This is a genomic window from Limnohabitans sp. Jir61, from assembly GCF_003063545.1.
GTDB lineage: Bacteria > Pseudomonadota > Gammaproteobacteria > Burkholderiales > Burkholderiaceae_C > Limnohabitans.
Genome location: NZ_NESD01000003.1, coordinates 69,293 through 87,360, shown reverse-complemented (window position 1 = coordinate 87,360; position 18,068 = coordinate 69,293). Strand labels below are relative to the sequence as shown.

Below are 18,068 nucleotides of genomic sequence, written 5' to 3'. Positions count from 1 at the left end.
AAAAAGCTCCTAAGTCAAAAAATTGAGGTCAGAGCCCAGCTAACTAAAGCGCGAGGCTCTGACCTCAATTCATTGCCACTGACCTACACCAGCGGGATGGCTATTTTATGAAACTCTGCCCTTCCTGAAGCTTGCAAAACCCCTATGAGTTACATGAAAACCCCGAAAAGTATTACTTTTGAGGCTGATTTATGTAATTTCTAGGGTAAGGCCTAGGCAGAAGTTACAACGCGAAGCACCTCGCCGCCATAGGCTTCGAGCTTTTTAGCGCCAATGCCCGCGATGCCTTGCAGGGCTTCGAGGTCTTGCGGCTCGGCCTGCGCAATGGCGGCCAACGTGGCGTCATGGAAGATGACGTAAGCGGGCAAGTTGTGCGAACGCGCCACTTCGGCACGCCAAGCTTTGAGTGCGTCGTAGCGTTGTTGGCCTGCGTCGTCCAGCGCTATGGGCGCAGGTTTGGCGGCGCCGCTGGCCAAACGTTTGCCTTTTCGGTCGGCAGGTGTGGAAACCGAGGCGCGCAGACGCACCGTGACTTCGCCTTTGAGCACTGCACGTGAGGCCTCGGTCAAATACAAGGTGTTGAAGGCTTGGGCGTCCACGCCCAACGCGCCCAGCGCGATGAGCTGGCGCAACACGCCGCGCAGTTGCACCTCGGTGAAGTGCGCGCCAATACCAAAGGTGCTGAGCTTGTCGTGGCCGTATTGGCTCACCTTTTCGGTGGTCTTGCCCCGCAAGATGTCCATCATGTGGCCCGCGCCAAACGACATGCCGCTTTGCTGCTTCACGCGGTAGATGGTGGACAGCAGCATGCGGGCGGCTTCTGTGCCGTCCCAAATTTCGGGTGGGTTCAAACAGTTGTCGCAGTTGCCACAAGTGAGTCTTACCTGCCCGTCTTCGGCAGATTTGTAGGTCTCGTCGAAATACCCCAGCAACCGCACCCGTCGGCAATCGGTCGCCTCGGCCAAAGCCAACAGTGCATCGAGCTTGCCGCGCATGACTTGTTTGAACTCTTCGCCTGCTGGGCTTTCGTCAATCATGCGGCGCTGGTTCACCACGTCGTTCAGGCCATAGGCCATCCACGCGTGCGCGGCTTGGGCGTCGCGGCCGCCACGGCCGGTTTCTTGGTAATAGCCTTCGATGTTTTTGGGCATGTCCAAGTGCGCCACAAAGCGCACATCGGGTTTGTCGATGCCCATGCCAAATGCGATGGTTGCAACCATCACCAAACCCTCTTCACGCAAAAAACGGTTCTGGTGCTTTTGACGAATGGCGCTGTCTAAGCCCGCGTGATACGGCAGTGCAGCAATGCCGGCGTCGCACAAGTTCTTGGCCACCTCTTCCACGCGCTTGCGAGATTGGCAATAGACGATGCCGCTGTCTTGCCAGTCTGGGCCTGTGTGCTCGCGCTGGATGAAGCGCAGCAGTTGCAGCGAGGCGTCTTTTTTCTCGACGATGGTGTAGCGGATGTTCGGGCGGTCAAAGCTGCTGACGAACTGTTGCGCGTCTTCGAGCTGCAAGCGCTCCACGATGTCGGCACGTGTCAGCGCATCGGCAGTGGCAGTCAGCGCCATGCGCGGCACGCCCGCGTAGCGCTCGTGCAATACCGTCAAAGCGCGGTATTCGGGGCGGAAGTCGTGGCCCCATTGGCTCACGCAATGCGCTTCGTCAATGGCAAACAGGCTGAGCTGGCCTTGCTCATGCAGCATGTCCAGCTGCGCCAAAAAGCGCGGAGTGGTGATGCGCTCGGGCGCGGCGTACAGCAGGGTGATATCGCCACGGCGCAGGCGTTGCTCCACCGCATTGGCTTCTTCGCCACTCAGGCTGGAGTTTAAAAACGCAGCCTCAACACCCGCCTCGTGCAGCGCACCCACTTGGTCGTGCATGAGCGCAATGAGCGGCGACACCACGATGGTGATGCCGCGCCCAGCCCGTTGGCGGGCAATGGCCGGAATTTGGTAGCAGAGCGATTTGCCGCCGCCCGTGGGCATGAGCACCAGCGCATCGCCGCCGTTGCACACGTGGTTGACGATGGCTTCTTGTGGGCCGCGAAAGGCGTTGTAGCCAAAGACTTCGCGCAAGATGTTTTGCGGATTCGCATCGGCCACGGGTGTGTCTGTGGTGTTGGAGGCGTGGGGCAAAACGTGCGGCATGGGGCGGTATTGTCGCCCTTCTTACAATAGAGGGATGACTCAAGCCTACACACGCGCAAAAGAATTACCCGCCATCTTGGCCAAACGCATCGCCATCCTTGATGGCGCGATGGGCACCATGATTCAGCGCTTCAAGCTGAACGAAGAGCAATATCGTGGCGAGCGCTTCAAAGACTTTCATAAAGATGTGAAAGGCAACAACGAGTTGCTCAGCCTCACACGCCCCGACGTGATTCGCGACATCCACGAGCGTTACTTGGCCGCTGGCGCTGACTTGATCGAGACCAACACCTTTGGCGCGACCACCATCGCGCAGGCCGATTACGACATGGCCGACTTGGCCTACGAGATGAACTTGGCCTCAGCCCGCATCGCCCGCGAAGCCTGCGACAAATACAGCACGCCCGACAAACCCCGATTTGTGGCGGGCGCAGTAGGCCCCACACCCAAAACCGCCAGCATCAGCCCCGATGTGAACGACGCGGGCGCACGCAATGTGAACTTCGAAGAACTGCGTGCCGCTTATTACGACCAAGTGAAAGCGTTGGTTGAAGGCGGATCAGACGTGTTGTTGGTCGAAACAATCTTTGACACCCTCAACGCCAAAGCCGCGTTGTTTGCGATTGAAGAATTCTTTGAAGCCTCGGGCGAGCGCCTGCCCATCATCATCAGCGGCACGGTGACTGACGCTTCGGGCCGCATCTTGAGCGGCCAAACCGTGACTGCGTTCTGGCACAGTGTGCGCCACTCGCAGCCGCTGGCCATTGGTCTGAACTGCGCCTTGGGTGCGACGCTGATGCGCCCTTACATCCAAGAACTCAACAAGGTCGCGGGCGACACCTTCATCAGCTGCTACCCCAACGCTGGCTTGCCGAACCCCATGAGCGACACCGGCTTTGACGAAACGCCAGATGTGACCAGCCGCTTGCTCCACGAGTTTGCAGCCGAAGGTTTGGTCAACATCGTAGGTGGCTGTTGCGGCACCACGCCCGAGCACATCGCGGCCATTGGCAACGCGGTGGCAGATCAAAAAGCGCGTGCGCTGAGCGCGGGGCCTTTTTACCGCGAAGCGGCGTAAACGCACGTGACTGCGGCTGAACGCCAGCCGTAACAGAATGGGGTTTTGTTTGCGTTGAACCGGAGACTCACCCCATGTCAAAGCTTCCCTTGAGCGCCTGCGAGGCCGCCCACCAACTGGCCCAACGCAGTTTGCGTGCCGAAGATTTGGTCCGCGATTGCCTAGAACGCATCGACGCCCGCGAGACGCAAGTGCAAGCTTGGACCCATGTGGCGCGTGAGGCTGCCCTAGCCAGGGCCAAAGCTTTGGACCAAGGCGCGCATCAAGGCTTGCTGCATGGCTTGCCCATCGCCGTGAAAGACCTCATTGCCACCGCCGACATGCCTACGGCTTATGGCTCGCCCATTTACGCCGGCCATCAACCCGCGAATGACGCCACCTGCGTGGCCTTTGCGCGAGAGGCAGGCGCTGTGGTGTTGGGCAAAACCGTGACCACCGAATTCGCCACGTTTCAGCCCAACCAAACGCGTAACCCACACAACCTAGCGTACACGCCAGGTGGTTCGTCCTCAGGCTCGGCCGCTGCGGTGGCCGACGGCATGGTGCCGCTGGCGCTGGGCACGCAAACCGCAGGCTCGCTCATGCGCCCTGCGGCTTATTGTGGTGTGGTGGGCTTCAAACCAAGCTTTGGCGGTATCAACCGCGCGGGCGTCAAGCCTTTGTCTGACACCTTGGACACCGTGGGCACCATTGCCCGCAATGTGCCCGATGCGGCTTTGTTTGCGGCCGCATTAAGTGGCCGCACGTCATGGCTGGTGTGCCCCTTGGCTGACCATGTGTCTCGCCCTTTGCATGTGGGCATGTGCCACACCTACGAGTGGGCGCAGGCATTGCCCGAAACGCATGCCGCTATGCAAAACGCGGCTCATGCCATTCGGGCCAATGCAGGCATGGTGCTGCGAGACGTGCAGTTGCCCGTGGATTACCAACAGTTGGCGCAAGCGCAAACCTTCATTCAATTGGCGGAGCAAGCGCAGTGTTTTGCATACGAGCGTTTGAACCATTGGGCGCAACTCAGCCCCCGCTTGCAGGGCATCGCGCAGGCAGGTTTGGCTGTGACGATTGAGCAATACGACCAAGCCCAAGCGATGGTGGCGCGATGCCGTGCGCAGTTGGCCGAGGTGTTTCAAGACGTCGACGTACTGCTTGCGCCCAGTGCGCCTGGTGCTGCGCCGTTAGGACTAGACAACACGGGCGACCCTGTGTTTTGCCGCATTTGGACGGTGTTACACACGCCCACCGTCAACATTCCTGCTGGCTTTGCGCCGAATGGCATGCCTGTGGGCTTGCAGGTGGTGGGTCCGGTAGGGGCAGATGGGTTTACTTTGACGGCCGCGCATGCTTTGCATGCCAGTTTGGACATGTTGCAGAAGTGAGGAGAGTTTGTTTTTAACTTACAAAAAATGTGAGTTAAAAGATGCCCGCATACGCCAATCGGAGGATTTACAAGGCATGTTCGAATCATCAAAATTAACGTAATTAAGAAATTTGTTACGTTATGCCAAATCAAGCTTTTATCGAAACCCCCGCTGGCCGCCATCTGAAAAGCCGAGTAGACGCCGTTATGGCCATTTACAAAGAACACGGCCATGTGAACCGTTCCTTGATTTCAGAAAAATTGGAATTGACCAAACGTCAATCCAGCCAGCTCTTGCGTGAATTTTTAAGCGCTCATGCACCCGTTTTAGAGTGGGATGATTTTAAAAACGGGTATCGCGCGCACGGTAAGTTCAAAACTCACTGAGCAGGTTTGCGCGACAAAACTCGCACCAGTTCATACCGCGTGTCGGATGAATCCATGGGGGGATTCGTAATAGGTGTGGAACGCACCAACAACACGAACTCGACCCCCGGCGTAAAGGTGAAGCCCTCAATTGGGCTGTAAAAGTTAAGCCACTTCTGTCCTTTTTTCTCTTTCACTTGCAAGCAGCGCATAGGCGCAGCAGCAACGCACGCCTCATCGTGACCCGCGACGGTGAGTGTGATGTCCTTGGCTTTTGCGTTGACTCGGCTTGAAGGGCATTCACCATCAGACAGCCAAGCAGCTCCTGCATCTTTCATCATGCAGCGGTTTGAAAACGTTTGGGTCTGTTGCGGCAGTTGGCCGCAGACCGGGGCGTATTCGCGGGTGCAGATGCCGGCTTGAGCGCCTGCCGCAAAACAAAAAATTGAAATAGCCAGTAGATTTTTTCGCATGGTTTGTATTTTCGGTGATGAACCCAAGCTCGGAAAACGCAGCGGTTAAAATAATGGCTTCCCCAAGGAGCGTTGCAGCTTCACCCGTCCTTTAAGGACTCGCGCGTGAAGTCAGGCTTGGGGCCGAATCTTTTGCAACGACGCTCACCTGTATTGATAGCCCCCAGGTGAGTACCCCCATGAATTCCACTGCAGTTGCCCCCATGAAGCTGTCTGGCCTTGAGCCGGTGTCTATTGGCGAGGGCAGTTTGTTCGTCAACGTCGGCGAGCGCACCAACGTGACCGGCTCCAAAGCCTTTGCGCGCATGATTTTGAACGGCGAGTACGAGCAAGCGTTGGCCGTGGCGCGTCAGCAAGTGGAAAACGGTGCGCAGGTGATCGACGTCAACATGGACGAAGCCATGTTGGACAGCCAAGCCGCCATGGTGCGTTTCCTCAACCTGATGGCGGGCGAGCCCGACATTGCGCGCGTGCCTGTGATGGTGGACTCATCGAAGTGGTCGGTCATCGAAGCGGGCTTGCGTTGCATTCAAGGCAAAGGCATCGTCAACTCGATCAGCATGAAAGAAGGCTTGGACGAGTTCAAGCGCCAAGCCACCTTGGTCAAGCGTTACGGCGCAGCTGCGGTGGTGATGGCGTTTGACGAAAAAGGTCAAGCTGACACCTACGCACGCAAGATTGAAATTTGCGAACGCGCTTACCGCGTGTTGGTGGACGAAGTGGGCTTTCCACCTGAAGACATCATCTTTGACCCCAACATCTTCGCCATTGCAACCGGCATTGAAGAACACGACAACTACGCGGTGGATTTCATCGAAGCCACGCGTTGGATCAAGCAAAACCTGCCCGGCGCAAAGGTGAGCGGCGGCGTGTCGAACGTGAGCTTTTCATTTCGCGGCAACGACCCTGTGCGCGAAGCGATTCACACCGTGTTTCTGTACCACGCCATCAAAGCAGGCATGGACATGGGCATCGTCAACGCGGGCATGGTGGGCGTGTATGACGACCTCGAGCCCGTTCTGCGCGAGCGCGTAGAAGATGTGGTGCTGAATCGTGTGCCCCAATACAAAGAAGGCGAAGCGCACCTGACTCCAGGCGAGCGCCTGATTGAAGTAGCCGAAACTGCCAAAGGCGCAGCCAAAGATGACAGTCAAAAGCTGGCATGGCGCGGCACCCCTGATGCGCCAGTTAGCGTGGCGCAGCGCTTAAGCCATTCGCTTGTGCACGGCATCACCGACTTCATCAACGACGACACCGAAGAGGCCTACCGCGAAATTTTGGCCAAGGCGGGCCGCCCGTTGCACGTCATTGAAGGCCCGTTGATGGACGGCATGAACGTGGTGGGTGACTTGTTTGGCCAAGGCAAGATGTTCTTGCCGCAAGTGGTCAAAAGCGCCCGCGTAATGAAGCAAGCCGTGGCGCATTTGCTGCCCTACATCGAAGCTGAAAAACTGGCGCAAGAAGCCGCCGGAGAAGACGTCAAAGCCAAAGGCAAGATGGTCATCGCCACGGTCAAGGGAGACGTGCACGACATTGGCAAAAACATCGTCACCGTGGTCTTGCAGTGCAACAACTACGAAGTGGTGAACATGGGCGTGATGGTGCCTTGCCATGAAATTTTGGCCAAGGCCAAAGAAGAAAACGCAGACATCATTGGCTTGTCGGGCCTCATCACCCCGTCGCTGGAAGAAATGCAATACGTGGCCAGCGAGATGGAAAAAGACCCGTATTTCCGTGACCGTCAAATGCCATTGCTGATTGGTGGCGCCACTTGCAGTCGCGTCCACACCGCTGTGAAGATTGCCCCGAATTACAGCGGCCCCGTGGTGTACGTGCCCGATGCCTCGCGCAGCGTGAGCGTGGCGCAAGGTTTGTTGTCAGACCAAGCCGCCAAATACATTGCCGAGCTGAACGCCGACTACGCCAATGTGCGCGAGCAGCACGCCAACAAAAAGCAAACACCCTTGGTCACGCTGGCCCAAGCGCGTGCCAATGCAACGCCTGTGAGCTTTGACAACTACAAACCTGCCAAGCCAAAGTTCATTGGCCGCCGTGTGTTCAAAAACTTCGACCTCGCCGAGCTTGAAAAGTACATCGACTGGGCGCCGTTCTTCCAGACTTGGGATTTGGCTGGCCCATTCCCCGCCATCCTTGATGACGCCGTTGTGGGCGTGGAAGCCAAAAAGGTGTACGCCGACGGCCAAGCGATGTTGAAAAAAATCATCGCCAACCGCTGGCTCACTGCCAACGCGGTGGTGGGCTTGTACCCAGCGCAGCGTGTGGGCGACGACATTGTTTTGTATGCCGACGAAACCCGCCAGCAACAGGTGATGACGTGGCGCGGCTTGCGCCAACAGACGGTGAAGCCAAACAACAATCCCAACCGTTGCTTGGCCGATTTCGTGGCTGACCAAACCCAAGCAGCTGACTATGTGGGTCTATTTGCCGTGACCGCAGGCTTAGGCGCGGAGAAACAAGAAAAACGTTTCATCGAGGCGCATGACGACTACTCAGCCATTTTGTTCAAAGCGTTGGCTGACCGTTTGGCTGAAGCCTTTGCCGAGTGCATGCACCATCGCGTGCGCACCGACTTGTGGGGCTATTCCGCAGACGAAGCGCTGAGCAACGAAGACCTCATCAAAGAAAAATACCAAGGCATTCGCCCCGCGCCTGGCTACCCTGCGTGCCCCGACCATAGCGCGAAGCAAGACATGTTTGCCTTGTTGCAGTGCGAAGACATCGACATGGGCCTGACCAGTAGCTTGGCCATGACACCCGCAGCCAGCGTGAGCGGTTTTTACTTGGCGCACCCCGAGGCCACCTACTTCAACGTGGGCCGCATTGGCGAAGACCAAGTACACGACTTGGCGCAACGCCAAGGTGTGGCGGTGAAAGACTTAGAGCGTTTGCTAGCGCCTAACCTGTAAAAGCAAAAAGGCTCCGTTGATACGGAGCCTTTTTTGTTTGTGAGCGGTGAGCGCTTTACCAACGCAATAAGCGTAAGCCCATCAAAGCGCCAATACCAGCCATCACGGCGATGCCTGCCACATACCAAACCGCCACAAACGCATAGGCTGTTTCGGTGCAGTGCAGTGAATAAACCAAACTCGCCAAAGTGCCCGCCATCAAGCCCGCGCTTGCACCCGCCAGTGCGGGGCGTGTGGGTGCCATGTCGCGCAGCATCCAGAGCAAAGCCGCCAACAACGGCACAGACAGCGCCGCAATGCTGGCGCTGCACTCTTGCCACGAATGGCCAAGCATCAGCTGCATACCCGTGTCCGCGTCCACAGTTGCGACTTGCATCAAGGCCAGCAGGGCCATGCCCGCAAGCGCGGCAGCGATGCCCCACACGCCTCGGCCAGCGGCAACGCCTGGTCGAGCTAAGTGCATCACCACAGGCGCGGCGAATGTGCAGGTGAGCACCAGCCACACCACCTTCACCCAAAACGCTTGCGTGTGGGCGAGGGCATTCAGCTCGGGGTTCAAGCCCCACAGTGTCAGCACCAGTGCCAAGCTAATGGCTGCGCCAGCAGCAGTGGCTTGTGCGCAGCGGCGCAAGGGCGAGGCAGTTGGTGTGGCGCTAGCTTCAGTCGCGAGCATGGCAATGAGATCGTTGGTTTTCATGGTGTGACTCCAAACTTTTGGGCCAAGGCTTTGAGCCCGCGGTGGATGTTGACTTTGACAGCGGCTTCGCTCTGTCCCGTGAGTTGAGCAGACTCAGCAATCGACAAGCCTTGCAGCTTGGTGTGCTCGATAGGCAGGCGTTGTTTGTCGGGCAGTTCAGACAACAGCTGGTGCACATCGCGCTGCGCATCGCTTGCTTGTGCGTCATCGTTAGCCCACAACTGTTCTGCCCAATCGTCGATGTCGTCGTGCTTGCTTTCACGGCGCGAATGAGCGCGCAAGTGGTCAATCAACTTGTAGCGCGCAATCGCATACACCCACGCCGTCAGCGGTTGATCGCTTTGGTAGGTGTGACGCTTTTGATGAATAGCCAACAAGGTCTCTTGCACGAGGTCCTCCACGTCTTGTGGGCGTGAATACAAACGGCGTTTCAAGAAAGCGCGCAAGTGCCCGCTGATGGCTGACAGCGCTTTTGCATAGCTAGGCGCGTGGCCTGCTAACGCTTGCATCCATGTGGCGTGCAGTGAGGTTTCTAAGGTTTGTAAATCCACGGTCACATGAGTTCGTCGCAGGGCGATGAAAAGTTACAAAGAAAAATTTATTTAAATGTTTGTAACCAATTTGAAGGCGGCGGCGAATTAATCCTAGACCGCTGGTCACGATTATCAACTCACCCTTCAAAGGACTTTCATCATGAAAAAGCAACAACTTCTCTCTTTGGCTTTGGGCTCTGCATTTGCTCTTGCCTCCATCAGCCCCGCTATCGCAGCCAACCCATTTGAGACCAGCAAGCTCGACAGTGGCTACCAATTGGCTCAAGCCGACATGAAGCAAAAAGACGGCAAATGCGGCGAAGCCAAGTGCGGCGCTGACAAGAAAAAAGAAGCTTCATGCGGCGGCGATAAAAAGAAAGATGCTTCTTGCGGCGCTAAGAAGTAATCAACATCTTTCGTATGGAGTGACGCCATGTCTCATCGAATGCCTTCTGGTGCTGGCCTAGGTTTCAGACGCGAGTTGATTCAGCCGCTCAAGCAGAGCGTGCCATCGGCCATCGACTTCTTTGAAGTTGCGCCCGAAAACTGGGCTGGCTTGGGAGGCCGATCGGCCAAAGATTTGCGTCACTTCACCGAGCGTTACCCGTTTGTGTGCCACGGCTTGTCCCTCTCTTTGGGTGGGCCTGCGCCGTTGGACACACAACTGCTGCACAAAACCAAAGCCTTCATGAAGGCTCATGGCATGCAGCTCTTCACCGAGCATTTGTCATGGTGTTCTGATGAATCGCACCTGTACGACTTGCTGCCTATCCCATGCACACAAGATGCGGTGATGTGGACAGCCAAGCGCATCAAGCAAGCGCAAGACATTTTGGAAATGCGCATAGGCATTGAAAACGCATCCACCTACATTGCCCCACCCGGCGCGGAAATGAGCGAAGCCGAATTTGTGGCGGCAGTGGTGAAAGAGGCAGATTGCCTGCTGCATTTGGATGTGAACAATATTTACGTCAACAGCCAAAACTTTGGCTTTGACGCCCTGGACTATCTCAATACCTTGCCGCTTGAGCGCACGTGCTATGTGCATGTGGCCGGCCACTATGTAGAGCCTGATGGCCTGCTGATCGACACACATGGCGCAGAGGTGGTTGACCCCGTGTGGCATTTGTTGCTGGCGGCGTACGAGCGCATGGGCGGCGATGTGCCCACCTGCTTAGAACGTGATTTCAATTTGCCCAGCTTGAGCGAACTGACGGCCGAAGTCATGCAAATTGCACACTTGCAGGCGCAAGCGCCATGCATGAAGAAGGTGGCGTGATGACGACTTTGCGCAGAAGTTTCCAGCAAGACATGGCGCGCCACTTGCGCGACCCGCATCACACCATGCGTCCCGCAGGCGTGCCCGCACGGCGCATGGCGGTGTACAACGAGATGCTGTTCAACAACGTGTGCGGCTTCATCGACACCTGCATGCCGCTGAGCCGCAAGTTGCTGGGTGACACCGCATGGCGACGTTTGTGCCGTACTTTTTACCGTGATTGGCCTTTGCACACACCATGGTTTCGAGACATTCCACGCGAGTTTGTGCGCTATTTGCAAGAGGGCCAACCCAAGCAACCTTTGCCACGTTGGCTACCTGACCTGGCGCATTACGAATGGGCTGAGCTGGCGGTAGATGTGATGGACGTGACGCGCCCAGCAGCCAACGCACAAGGCGACCTGATGGCAGAAATCGTGGTGCTCAATCCCGCACGCATGGACTTGCACTACGACTGGGCCGTACATCGCATTGGTGAGAAACACAAACCACGCAAACCGGTTGATACACATTTGGTGGTGTACCGCGATGCAGACGATGCGGTGCAATTCACCGAAGTGAATGCCGCTGCCGCACATGTGCTGGCGTTGCTAGACGCGCAGCCCATGACCGGCACACAAGTGATGCAGCTCATCGCCGAACAAATGTAACACCCGAAGCCCGAGCTGCTGGTGGCATTTGGTGCCACTTTGCTCAAGCAACTACAAGAACAAGACATTATTTTGGGAACACAGCCATGAGCCACAACATCCATCACGTGTGTATGAAAACACGCCTCAACCAATACCTAGGAACGTTCGACGCTTTGGGCTTATGGGTAGGCCTACTCAGCCTGCGCTTGATTTTGGGCTGGGACTTCTTTGAATCCGGTTTAGAAAAATTCAACGGCGAAAACTGGTTTGCAGACATACAAGATCAGTTTCCATTTCCCTTTAACCTCGTGCCCCCAAACATCAGTTGGCAAATGGCCACTTGGTTTGAATTGGTTGGTGGCATCGCTTTGGTCGTCGGGCTTGGCACGCGCTTTTTCTCTGTGTCTTTGCTGGTGCTGAGTGTGGTGGCCATTGCCAGCGTGCATTGGCCAGAGGCTTGGCGCACATGGGGCGAGTTGGCACAAGGCTATGTGTTTACCGACAAAGGCTTTGGTAATTTCAAGTACCCCGTGGTGCTGATGGGCATGTTGTGGACCCTGCTGTGGATGGGGCCAGGGCGTTTGTCGCTGGACCATATGCTGCGCCGTCAAATGGGCTGAGTTTTTAGAGTTTTACCCGCGTTTTTTTAGAGAGTTACGGGCCGTAATTACAAAGATAAATATTTGCATATTCGTTTGCTCAGGTTCTGGGTGGGTGTGACGAAGTAGACGCTGAGGCCAAGGGTTGGCCGATTCTTAAACAGGCATCTATGAAACATCACATCCTTCAAGGCGCGGGCTTGGCTTTGCGCCCCGCGTTGTTAGCGCCGTTGAAAAACGGGGCGCCCAATAACTTGCAGTTTTTAGAACTCACCCCGCCCGACTGGATAGGTCTGGGTGGTAGCGTGGGGGCTGATTTGAAACAACTCACCCAGCATTACCCCAGTGTGTGCCTGAGCCAGAGCTTGTCTCTCGGTGGGCCCAGTCAGCTTGACAAAGAAGTGTTGCGCGATTTGCGAGCCTTCATTGCCGAGCACGACGTTCAAGTGTTTTCAGAAGCCCTGGCTTGGAGTGCCGACGATGCGCCCCTGTTCATCAACTTGCCCATTCCCAGCACACGCGCAGCGGTGGCTTGGACGGTGGACCGCATTGCACAGGTGCAAGACGCTTTGGGTTTGCGCATTGGCATTCGCAACGTGGCTCACCGCATGGCCCCGCCACAAATAGAAATGAATGAGGCGCAGTTCATCAGCGCTGTGGTCGATAAATCTGGTTGCAGCATGCATTTGGATTTGCATGCGCTGGCCGCCAATGGTTTACGTTTTGGGTTTGATCCCCACGCATTTTTGCAAGCGCTGCCATTGGCCAGCATCGACTACGTGCGCGTGGGCCATGAGTACCCTTTGTTGGGCGAAGTGTTGGCGCGCACGCACCGCCGTGTGGCGCGCTGCGTAGACGATGTGAAACAACTGAATGTGGAGGCACTGACATGCTGAACGATTTCCGCCAAACCCAATTTGCACTCGCTCGCCACTTGCGTGACCCTTTGAGCGTACCTTTGCCTGACGGCGTGAACGCGACCGATGCCAGCGCTTGTTCGCAAGAGATGGTCGACCACTTGTGCGACATCTTGGCACCCGCGTTTCCCGTCACTCATGCTTTGCTGGGCGACGACATATGGGGCCTGACCGTGCGCTTGTTTCTCAAAGACGCGCCGTGCCATGAGCCATGGGCCACTGCGGTTCAGCGTGCGTTTGTAACGCATGTGTGCGCCAGCGCAGAGATGCATCACTTGCCCGCTTGGTTACAAGATTTGGCCCATTTCGAATGGCTGCAAAGTGCGGTCAGCACCACGCCGGTGGTATGGCCCACATTCGATGCATCCGGTGACACCATGCACCACGCGGTGGTGTTGAACCCGACACATGTGGAGGCTGCCTACGAGTGGCCCGTGCACGGCATCGACACCGATCACAAGCCCGACGACATGCAAAGCACGTATGTCACGATGCTACGTGATCCGCAAGACGAACTGCATGTGCTGGAAAGCAGCGTGTTTCGTGGCCAGTTGATTGACCTGCTCCGCGAAGGCCAAACGGGTGAGCAAGCGTTCATGGTCTTGGCCATGTGGCTGTCACACCCCGAACCCGAAGTCTTTGTGCGCGAAGGCGCACAGGTGATGGCTCAGCTGCAACGCGAAGGCGTGGTGTTGGGCACACGCCTTCAGTGATTGACCAGCACGCGTCGGTATTGCAGCGCTTCGGCCACGTGTGCCACTTGCACAGTGGCGCTGTCAGCCAGGTCTGCGATGGTGCGAGCCACCCGCAACGCACGGTGTGTACTGCGGCTAGACCAACCTAATTTGGTCGCCGCGTTTTGTAGAAACGTAGCTGCTGCGGCATCGAGGTGCATGTGCGCTTCTAGTGCTTGACCTTGCAAGCCTTGGTTGGGTGCGCCTTGTCGTGCCAGTGCTTTGGCGTGTGCGGCCAAACAGCGTGTGCGCACCGTAGAGGTGGATTCACCGGGCACGCTTTGCATCAACACATCCGCTGCCAACGTGGGCACTTCCACTTGCAAATCAATTCGGTCTAGCAAGGGACCGCTGAGCTTGCCTTGGTAGCGTGCCACTTGATCAGGCGTGCACCGACAGGCTTTGATGGATGAGCCTAAATAGCCACAGGGGCAAGGGTTCATGGCTGCGATCAGTTGAAAGCGCGCCGGAAACTTGGCCTGCGTGGCCGCGCGTGAGATGGTGATGTGGCCATTCTCTAAAGGTTCACGCAAAGCTTCCAAGGCGCTGCGCTTGACTTCTGCCAATTCATCTAAGAACAGCACACCGTTGTGTGCCAGCGATATTTCACCTGGACGCGGCGGTGTGCCGCCACCAACTAAGGCGACAGAGGTGGCAGTGTGGTGTGGGCTTCGCGTAGCCCGCTGCATCCATTGGTTCAACTCAAACCGGCCTGCGAGGCTGGCAATCGCCGCACTCTCTAACGCTTCATCCAATGTCATGTCGGGCAGCAAAGCCGCGAAGCGTTGGGCCAACATGGACTTGCCAGTGCCTGGTGGACCTACTAATAGAAGAGAGTGCCCACCCGCTGCTGCAATCTCTAGGGCGCGACGTGGACCGGCCTGGCATTTGACATCGGCCAAATCAGGACCGTGCTTAGTACTTGTTGCGGGCAAGGTTGATGCTTCAATGCGGCACCAACCGTCGGTGGTGTGCAAGTGTTGCGTGGTGCCTTCTTCGCGTTTGGCCACCAAGCCTTTCACCTCTGGTTTGGCAAAGTGCGCCACTACATCACTCAAGTGCTGGGCGCGATACACCTCTGCTGTTGGTACCAAGGCAGCTTCTTCTGCGCTAATCGGCGGCAACACCAAACGTGTGCGCACACCTGCACCGCGCAAAGCCAGCCCCATGGCCAGCGCACCACGCACCGGACGCAACTCGCCCGACAGCGACAGCTCACCTGCAAACTCATGCAGTGCCAAAGCGGATTCATCAAGTTGGCCGTTCGCCGCCAAGATACCCAAGGCAATGGGTAAATCAAACCGGCCTGAGTCTTTGGGCAGGTCCGCGGGGGCCAAGTTGACGGTGATCCTTTTATTGGTAGGGAAGTCGAGCCCCGCGTTTTGGATGGCGCAGCGCACGCGTTCACGGGCTTCTTTCACCTCGGTATCTGCCAAGCCAACCAAGGTGAAACTAGGCAGACCATTGGCTAAGTGCACCTCAACAGTTACTGCTGGTGCAGCTAACCCTAAAAGCGCGCGGCTGTGGATTAATGAAAGCGTCATGAAAGTTCTCTTTTTGAGGCTTTATCCCCAAGGCGGTGCTTGTAAGACAAAGTAATGCACCAGAAATGTGCACGAAAATAGCTGAGTAGTCAGACTACTGCATCACTTTGGGTCTTGGTTCTAGTGAAGATGGCACTTTTGTGGATTTCAACGCTGGCACGGACCCTGCTAAGTAGGTGTATCCCTCTTTATTTTTCAACGGAGAAAACTATGAACCTCAAGTCCAAACTTTTGCTGGCTCTCTTGGCCACATCTTCTGCCGCTTTTGCGCAAACAGCGCCTGCTGCTGAAACGCCAGAAGTCACTTACAACGTTGGTGTTGTGAGCCAATACCGTTACCGCGGTCTCGCTCAAACTAAGGGCGACGCAGCTTTGCAAGGCGGCGTTGACTACGCAAATGCCAATGGCTTCTATGCTGGCGCTTGGGGTTCGACCATCAAGTGGATTAAAGAAACAGGCACTGCAAACAGTATCGATGCAAAAGGCCCAGTTGAACTCGATTTGTACGGTGGCTACAAATTTGAAGCCGCTGGCTTGGCTTATGACGTTGGTTACCTGCGTTACCAATATGTTGGCAACACATACAACAAGATCGGTGCAGACTATTCAAATGCAAACACTGATGAAGTTTATGGCGCTGCTACCTATGGTGTGTTGACCGCTAAATACTCTTACACACTGTCGGATATCTTTGGCCAGCACGCAAATGGTGGTTCTAAGCACAGCGGCTATTTTGATTTGACAGCCAACTTTGATTTGGGCGAAGGCTATACCTTGGCACCACACGCAGGTCGTCAAACTGTCGCAAACAACTCTGGCTACAGCTACACAGATTACGCGCTGACATTGGGTAAAGATCTCGGCGATGGTTTGTCAGCTAGCGTTGCAGCAATTGCTACAACCGGCAAAAACAACATTAACCTCACAACAAACGGCTACAACACAGCCAAAAATACTGTGGTTGTTGGCGTCAAGTACGCGTTCTAAACCAACGCACTGTCTTCTCTAGGAGCAACCATGAAACTCATCACCGCCATCATCAAGCCGTTCAAGTTGGATGAGGTCCGCGAGGCCCTCTCCCAAATTGGCGTGCAAGGCATCACTGTTACTGAAGTCAAAGGCTTCGGCCGTCAGAAAGGCCACACCGAGTTGTATCGCGGTGCTGAGTACGTGGTTGACTTCTTGCCAAAGGTCAAGATCGAAGCCGCGGTTGACGCTGAACACGTCGACCGCGCGATCGAAGCCATCGAAGGTGCAGCACGCACTGGAAAAATCGGCGACGGCAAGATTTTTGTTTACGACCTCGAACAAGTCGTCCGCATCCGTACCGGCGAGACCGGTCCAGAAGCGCTTTAAGAAAGAAGACCATCATGAAAAAATTTCTAAGTTCTCTCACTCTAGGCTTGGGCCTATTGCTCTGCGGCGCTGTCGCGATGGCAGCCGATGCAGTTGTGCCTGTGCCTAACAAAGGCGATACAGCCTTTATGACGATTTCGACGGTGTTGGTCATCTTGATGACCATCCCAGGTTTGGCTTTGTTCTACGGCGGTTTGGTTCGCAGCAAGAACATGTTGTCTGTGTTGATGCAAGTCTTCGTGGTCAGCTCAGCCATCTACGTGTTGTGGGTCATCTATGGCTACACGGTGGCATTCAGCGGCGGCTCACCATTCTTTGGTGGCTTCGACAAGTTGTTCTTCAAAGGCATCACGCCTGACTCTATTGCTGCCACGTTTAGCAAGGGTGTTGTGATTCCTGAGTTCACCTTCGCTGCTTTCCAAGCTACTTTCGCTGCCATCACTTGCACCTTGATCGTGGGTTCATTCGCTGAGCGCGCCAAGTTCTCTGCTGTGTTGTTGTTCTGCGTGTTGTGGTTCACATTCAGCTACCTGCCTGTTGCACACATGGTTTGGTATTGGGACGGCCCAGATGCGATCACTGACGCTGCTTCTTTGGAAACTGTGACTGCCGCTGCTGGCTGGTTGTGGGCTAAGGGTGCGTTGGACTTCGCTGGCGGTACTGTGGTGCACATCAACGCAGCGGTGGCTGGTTTGGTTGGTGCTTATGTGATTGGCAAGCGCGTTGGTTACGGCAAAGAGTCGATGGCTCCTCACAGCTTGACATTGACCATGGTCGGTGCCTCTCTCTTGTGGGTGGGTTGGTTCGGTTTCAACGCCGGCTCTAACCTCGAAGCCAACGGTGTCGCTGCTCTCGCTTTCGTGAACACTTTGGTGGCAACTGCTGCTGCGACTCTGGCTTGGATTGCTGGTGAAGCATTGGCCAAAGGCAAAGCTTCTATGTTGGGCGCTGCCTCTGGTGCAGTGGCTGGATTGGTGGCGATCACCCCAGCTTGCGGTTTTGTGGGCCCTATGGGTGCCATCGCCATCGGCGTGGCTGGCGGCTTCTTGGGCCTGTGGGGTGTGAATGGTTTGAAACGCCTCTTGGGCGCTGACGACTCACTCGACGTGTTCGGTGTGCACGGTGTCTGCGGTATCGTGGGTGCTCTGTTGACTGGCGTGTTTGCTGCTCCTTCACTCGGCGGTACAGGCGTGTTCGACTACGTGACCAACGCTGTGAACCCTGACTACTCCATCGTGGATCAAGTGATCATCCAAGCAACTGCGATTGGTACCACCATCGTTTGGTCTGCAGTGGTTTCATTCATTGCCTACAAACTGGTTGACATCGTGTTGGGTCTGCGTGTGACGGAAGAAGAAGAGCGCGAAGGCCTCGACATCAGCTCACACGGCGAAACGGCCTACCACCGTTAATTTTCAAGAACTTC

Annotated in this window: 18 protein-coding genes and 1 riboswitch; of the genes, 13 read left to right on the top strand and 5 right to left on the bottom strand. The window is 56.1% G+C overall.

The genetic code is table 11. The features are described from left to right. Positions 1-212 precede the first annotated feature (212 nt). Entirely contained in the window at positions 213-2,150 is a 1,938-nt protein-coding gene (gene recQ, locus B9Z35_RS10260; RefSeq protein WP_108283617.1) for a DNA helicase RecQ, read from the bottom strand. A gap of 34 nt (positions 2,151-2,184) precedes the next feature. Here recQ and B9Z35_RS10255 point away from each other — a divergent pair, with 34 nt between their 5' ends. From B9Z35_RS10255 to B9Z35_RS10245, 3 genes are all read left to right on the top strand, one after another. Then, a complete protein-coding gene (locus B9Z35_RS10255; protein WP_108283616.1) occupies positions 2,185-3,228 on the top strand; it encodes a homocysteine S-methyltransferase family protein in 1,044 nt (347 codons plus the stop codon). A 74-nt stretch (positions 3,229-3,302) separates the two neighbouring features. After that, positions 3,303-4,604: an amidase gene (locus B9Z35_RS10250; RefSeq protein WP_108283615.1), complete on the top strand. Its 1,302-nt coding sequence runs from the start codon at positions 3,303-3,305 to the stop codon at positions 4,602-4,604. A 122-nt stretch (positions 4,605-4,726) separates the two neighbouring features. Next, entirely contained in the window at positions 4,727-4,972 is a 246-nt protein-coding gene (locus B9Z35_RS10245) for a hypothetical protein (RefSeq protein ID WP_108283614.1), read from the top strand. Here B9Z35_RS10245 and B9Z35_RS10240 read toward each other — a convergent pair. Further along, complete coding sequence (locus B9Z35_RS10240) at positions 4,966-5,424, bottom strand: DUF4377 domain-containing protein (protein ID WP_108283613.1); 459 nt, start codon at positions 5,422-5,424, stop codon at positions 4,966-4,968. The genes B9Z35_RS10245 and B9Z35_RS10240 overlap by 7 nt on opposite strands. A 58-nt stretch (positions 5,425-5,482) precedes the next feature. Continuing rightward, positions 5,483-5,577: riboswitch (S-adenosyl-L-homocysteine riboswitch) on the top strand. 50 nt (positions 5,578-5,627) lie between these two features. Here B9Z35_RS10240 and metH point away from each other — a divergent pair. Next, positions 5,628-8,351 carry a methionine synthase gene (metH, locus tag B9Z35_RS10235; RefSeq protein ID WP_370444128.1) on the top strand — a complete coding sequence of 908 codons (2,724 nt, stop codon included), beginning with the start codon at positions 5,628-5,630 and terminating at the stop codon, positions 8,349-8,351. A 55-nt stretch (positions 8,352-8,406) separates the two neighbouring features. Here the strand turns inward: metH and B9Z35_RS10230 are convergent, their stop codons facing one another. Together B9Z35_RS10230 and B9Z35_RS10225 are read right to left on the bottom strand one after the other, a co-directional pair. After that, entirely contained in the window at positions 8,407-9,048 is a 642-nt protein-coding gene (locus B9Z35_RS10230) for an NrsF family protein (RefSeq protein WP_108283611.1), read from the bottom strand. Further along, a complete protein-coding gene (locus B9Z35_RS10225) occupies positions 9,045-9,599 on the bottom strand; it encodes a sigma-70 family RNA polymerase sigma factor (protein WP_255416692.1) in 555 nt (184 codons plus the stop codon). Before B9Z35_RS10225 ends, B9Z35_RS10230 begins: the two co-directional genes overlap by 4 nt. 142 nt (positions 9,600-9,741) lie before the next feature. Here B9Z35_RS10225 and B9Z35_RS10220 point away from each other — a divergent pair, with 142 nt between their 5' ends. From B9Z35_RS10220 to B9Z35_RS10195, 6 genes are all read left to right on the top strand, one after another. Further along, positions 9,742-9,987: a hypothetical protein gene (locus B9Z35_RS10220; protein ID WP_108283609.1), complete on the top strand. Its 246-nt coding sequence runs from the start codon at positions 9,742-9,744 to the stop codon at positions 9,985-9,987. 27 nt (positions 9,988-10,014) lie between these two features. Further along, complete coding sequence (locus B9Z35_RS10215; RefSeq protein ID WP_108283608.1) at positions 10,015-10,860, top strand: DUF692 domain-containing protein; 846 nt, start codon at positions 10,015-10,017, stop codon at positions 10,858-10,860. Further along, positions 10,839-11,510, top strand: coding sequence for a DUF2063 domain-containing protein (locus tag B9Z35_RS10210; RefSeq protein WP_199219808.1), 672 nt, complete (start codon positions 10,839-10,841; stop codon positions 11,508-11,510). The genes B9Z35_RS10215 and B9Z35_RS10210 overlap by 22 nt, the downstream gene beginning before the upstream one ends. Before the next feature lie 86 nt (positions 11,511-11,596). After that, on the top strand, positions 11,597-12,112 hold the full coding sequence (locus B9Z35_RS10205) for a DoxX family protein (RefSeq protein WP_199219807.1): 516 nt from the start codon (positions 11,597-11,599) through the stop codon (positions 12,110-12,112). Positions 12,113-12,261: 149 nt separating this feature from the next. Continuing rightward, positions 12,262-12,987, top strand: a complete 726-nt coding sequence (locus B9Z35_RS10200) for a DUF692 family multinuclear iron-containing protein (protein WP_108283607.1) — start codon at positions 12,262-12,264, stop codon at positions 12,985-12,987. After that, complete coding sequence (locus tag B9Z35_RS10195) at positions 12,981-13,721, top strand: DUF2063 domain-containing protein (protein ID WP_108283606.1); 741 nt, start codon at positions 12,981-12,983, stop codon at positions 13,719-13,721. Before B9Z35_RS10200 ends, B9Z35_RS10195 begins: the two co-directional genes overlap by 7 nt. Here the strand turns inward: B9Z35_RS10195 and B9Z35_RS10190 are convergent. After that, positions 13,715-15,286, bottom strand: a complete 1,572-nt coding sequence (locus B9Z35_RS10190; RefSeq protein ID WP_108283605.1) for a YifB family Mg chelatase-like AAA ATPase — start codon at positions 15,284-15,286, stop codon at positions 13,715-13,717. The genes B9Z35_RS10195 and B9Z35_RS10190 overlap by 7 nt on opposite strands. Positions 15,287-15,496: 210 nt before the next feature. Between B9Z35_RS10190 and B9Z35_RS10185 the strand changes: the two genes are divergently transcribed. Genes B9Z35_RS10185 through B9Z35_RS10175 form a run of 3 tightly spaced genes read left to right on the top strand, consistent with a single transcriptional unit; the run spans position 15,497 to position 18,054 of the window. Next, positions 15,497-16,273 carry a TorF family putative porin gene (locus tag B9Z35_RS10185; protein ID WP_108283604.1) on the top strand — a complete coding sequence of 259 codons (777 nt, stop codon included), beginning with the start codon at positions 15,497-15,499 and terminating at the stop codon, positions 16,271-16,273. Between the two features lie 30 nt (positions 16,274-16,303). Next, positions 16,304-16,642 carry a P-II family nitrogen regulator gene (locus B9Z35_RS10180; RefSeq protein ID WP_100133666.1) on the top strand — a complete coding sequence of 113 codons (339 nt, stop codon included), beginning with the start codon at positions 16,304-16,306 and terminating at the stop codon, positions 16,640-16,642. A gap of 14 nt (positions 16,643-16,656) precedes the next feature. Continuing rightward, positions 16,657-18,054, top strand: a complete 1,398-nt coding sequence (locus B9Z35_RS10175) for an ammonium transporter (RefSeq protein ID WP_108283603.1) — start codon at positions 16,657-16,659, stop codon at positions 18,052-18,054. Positions 18,055-18,068: the final 14 nt, after the last annotated feature.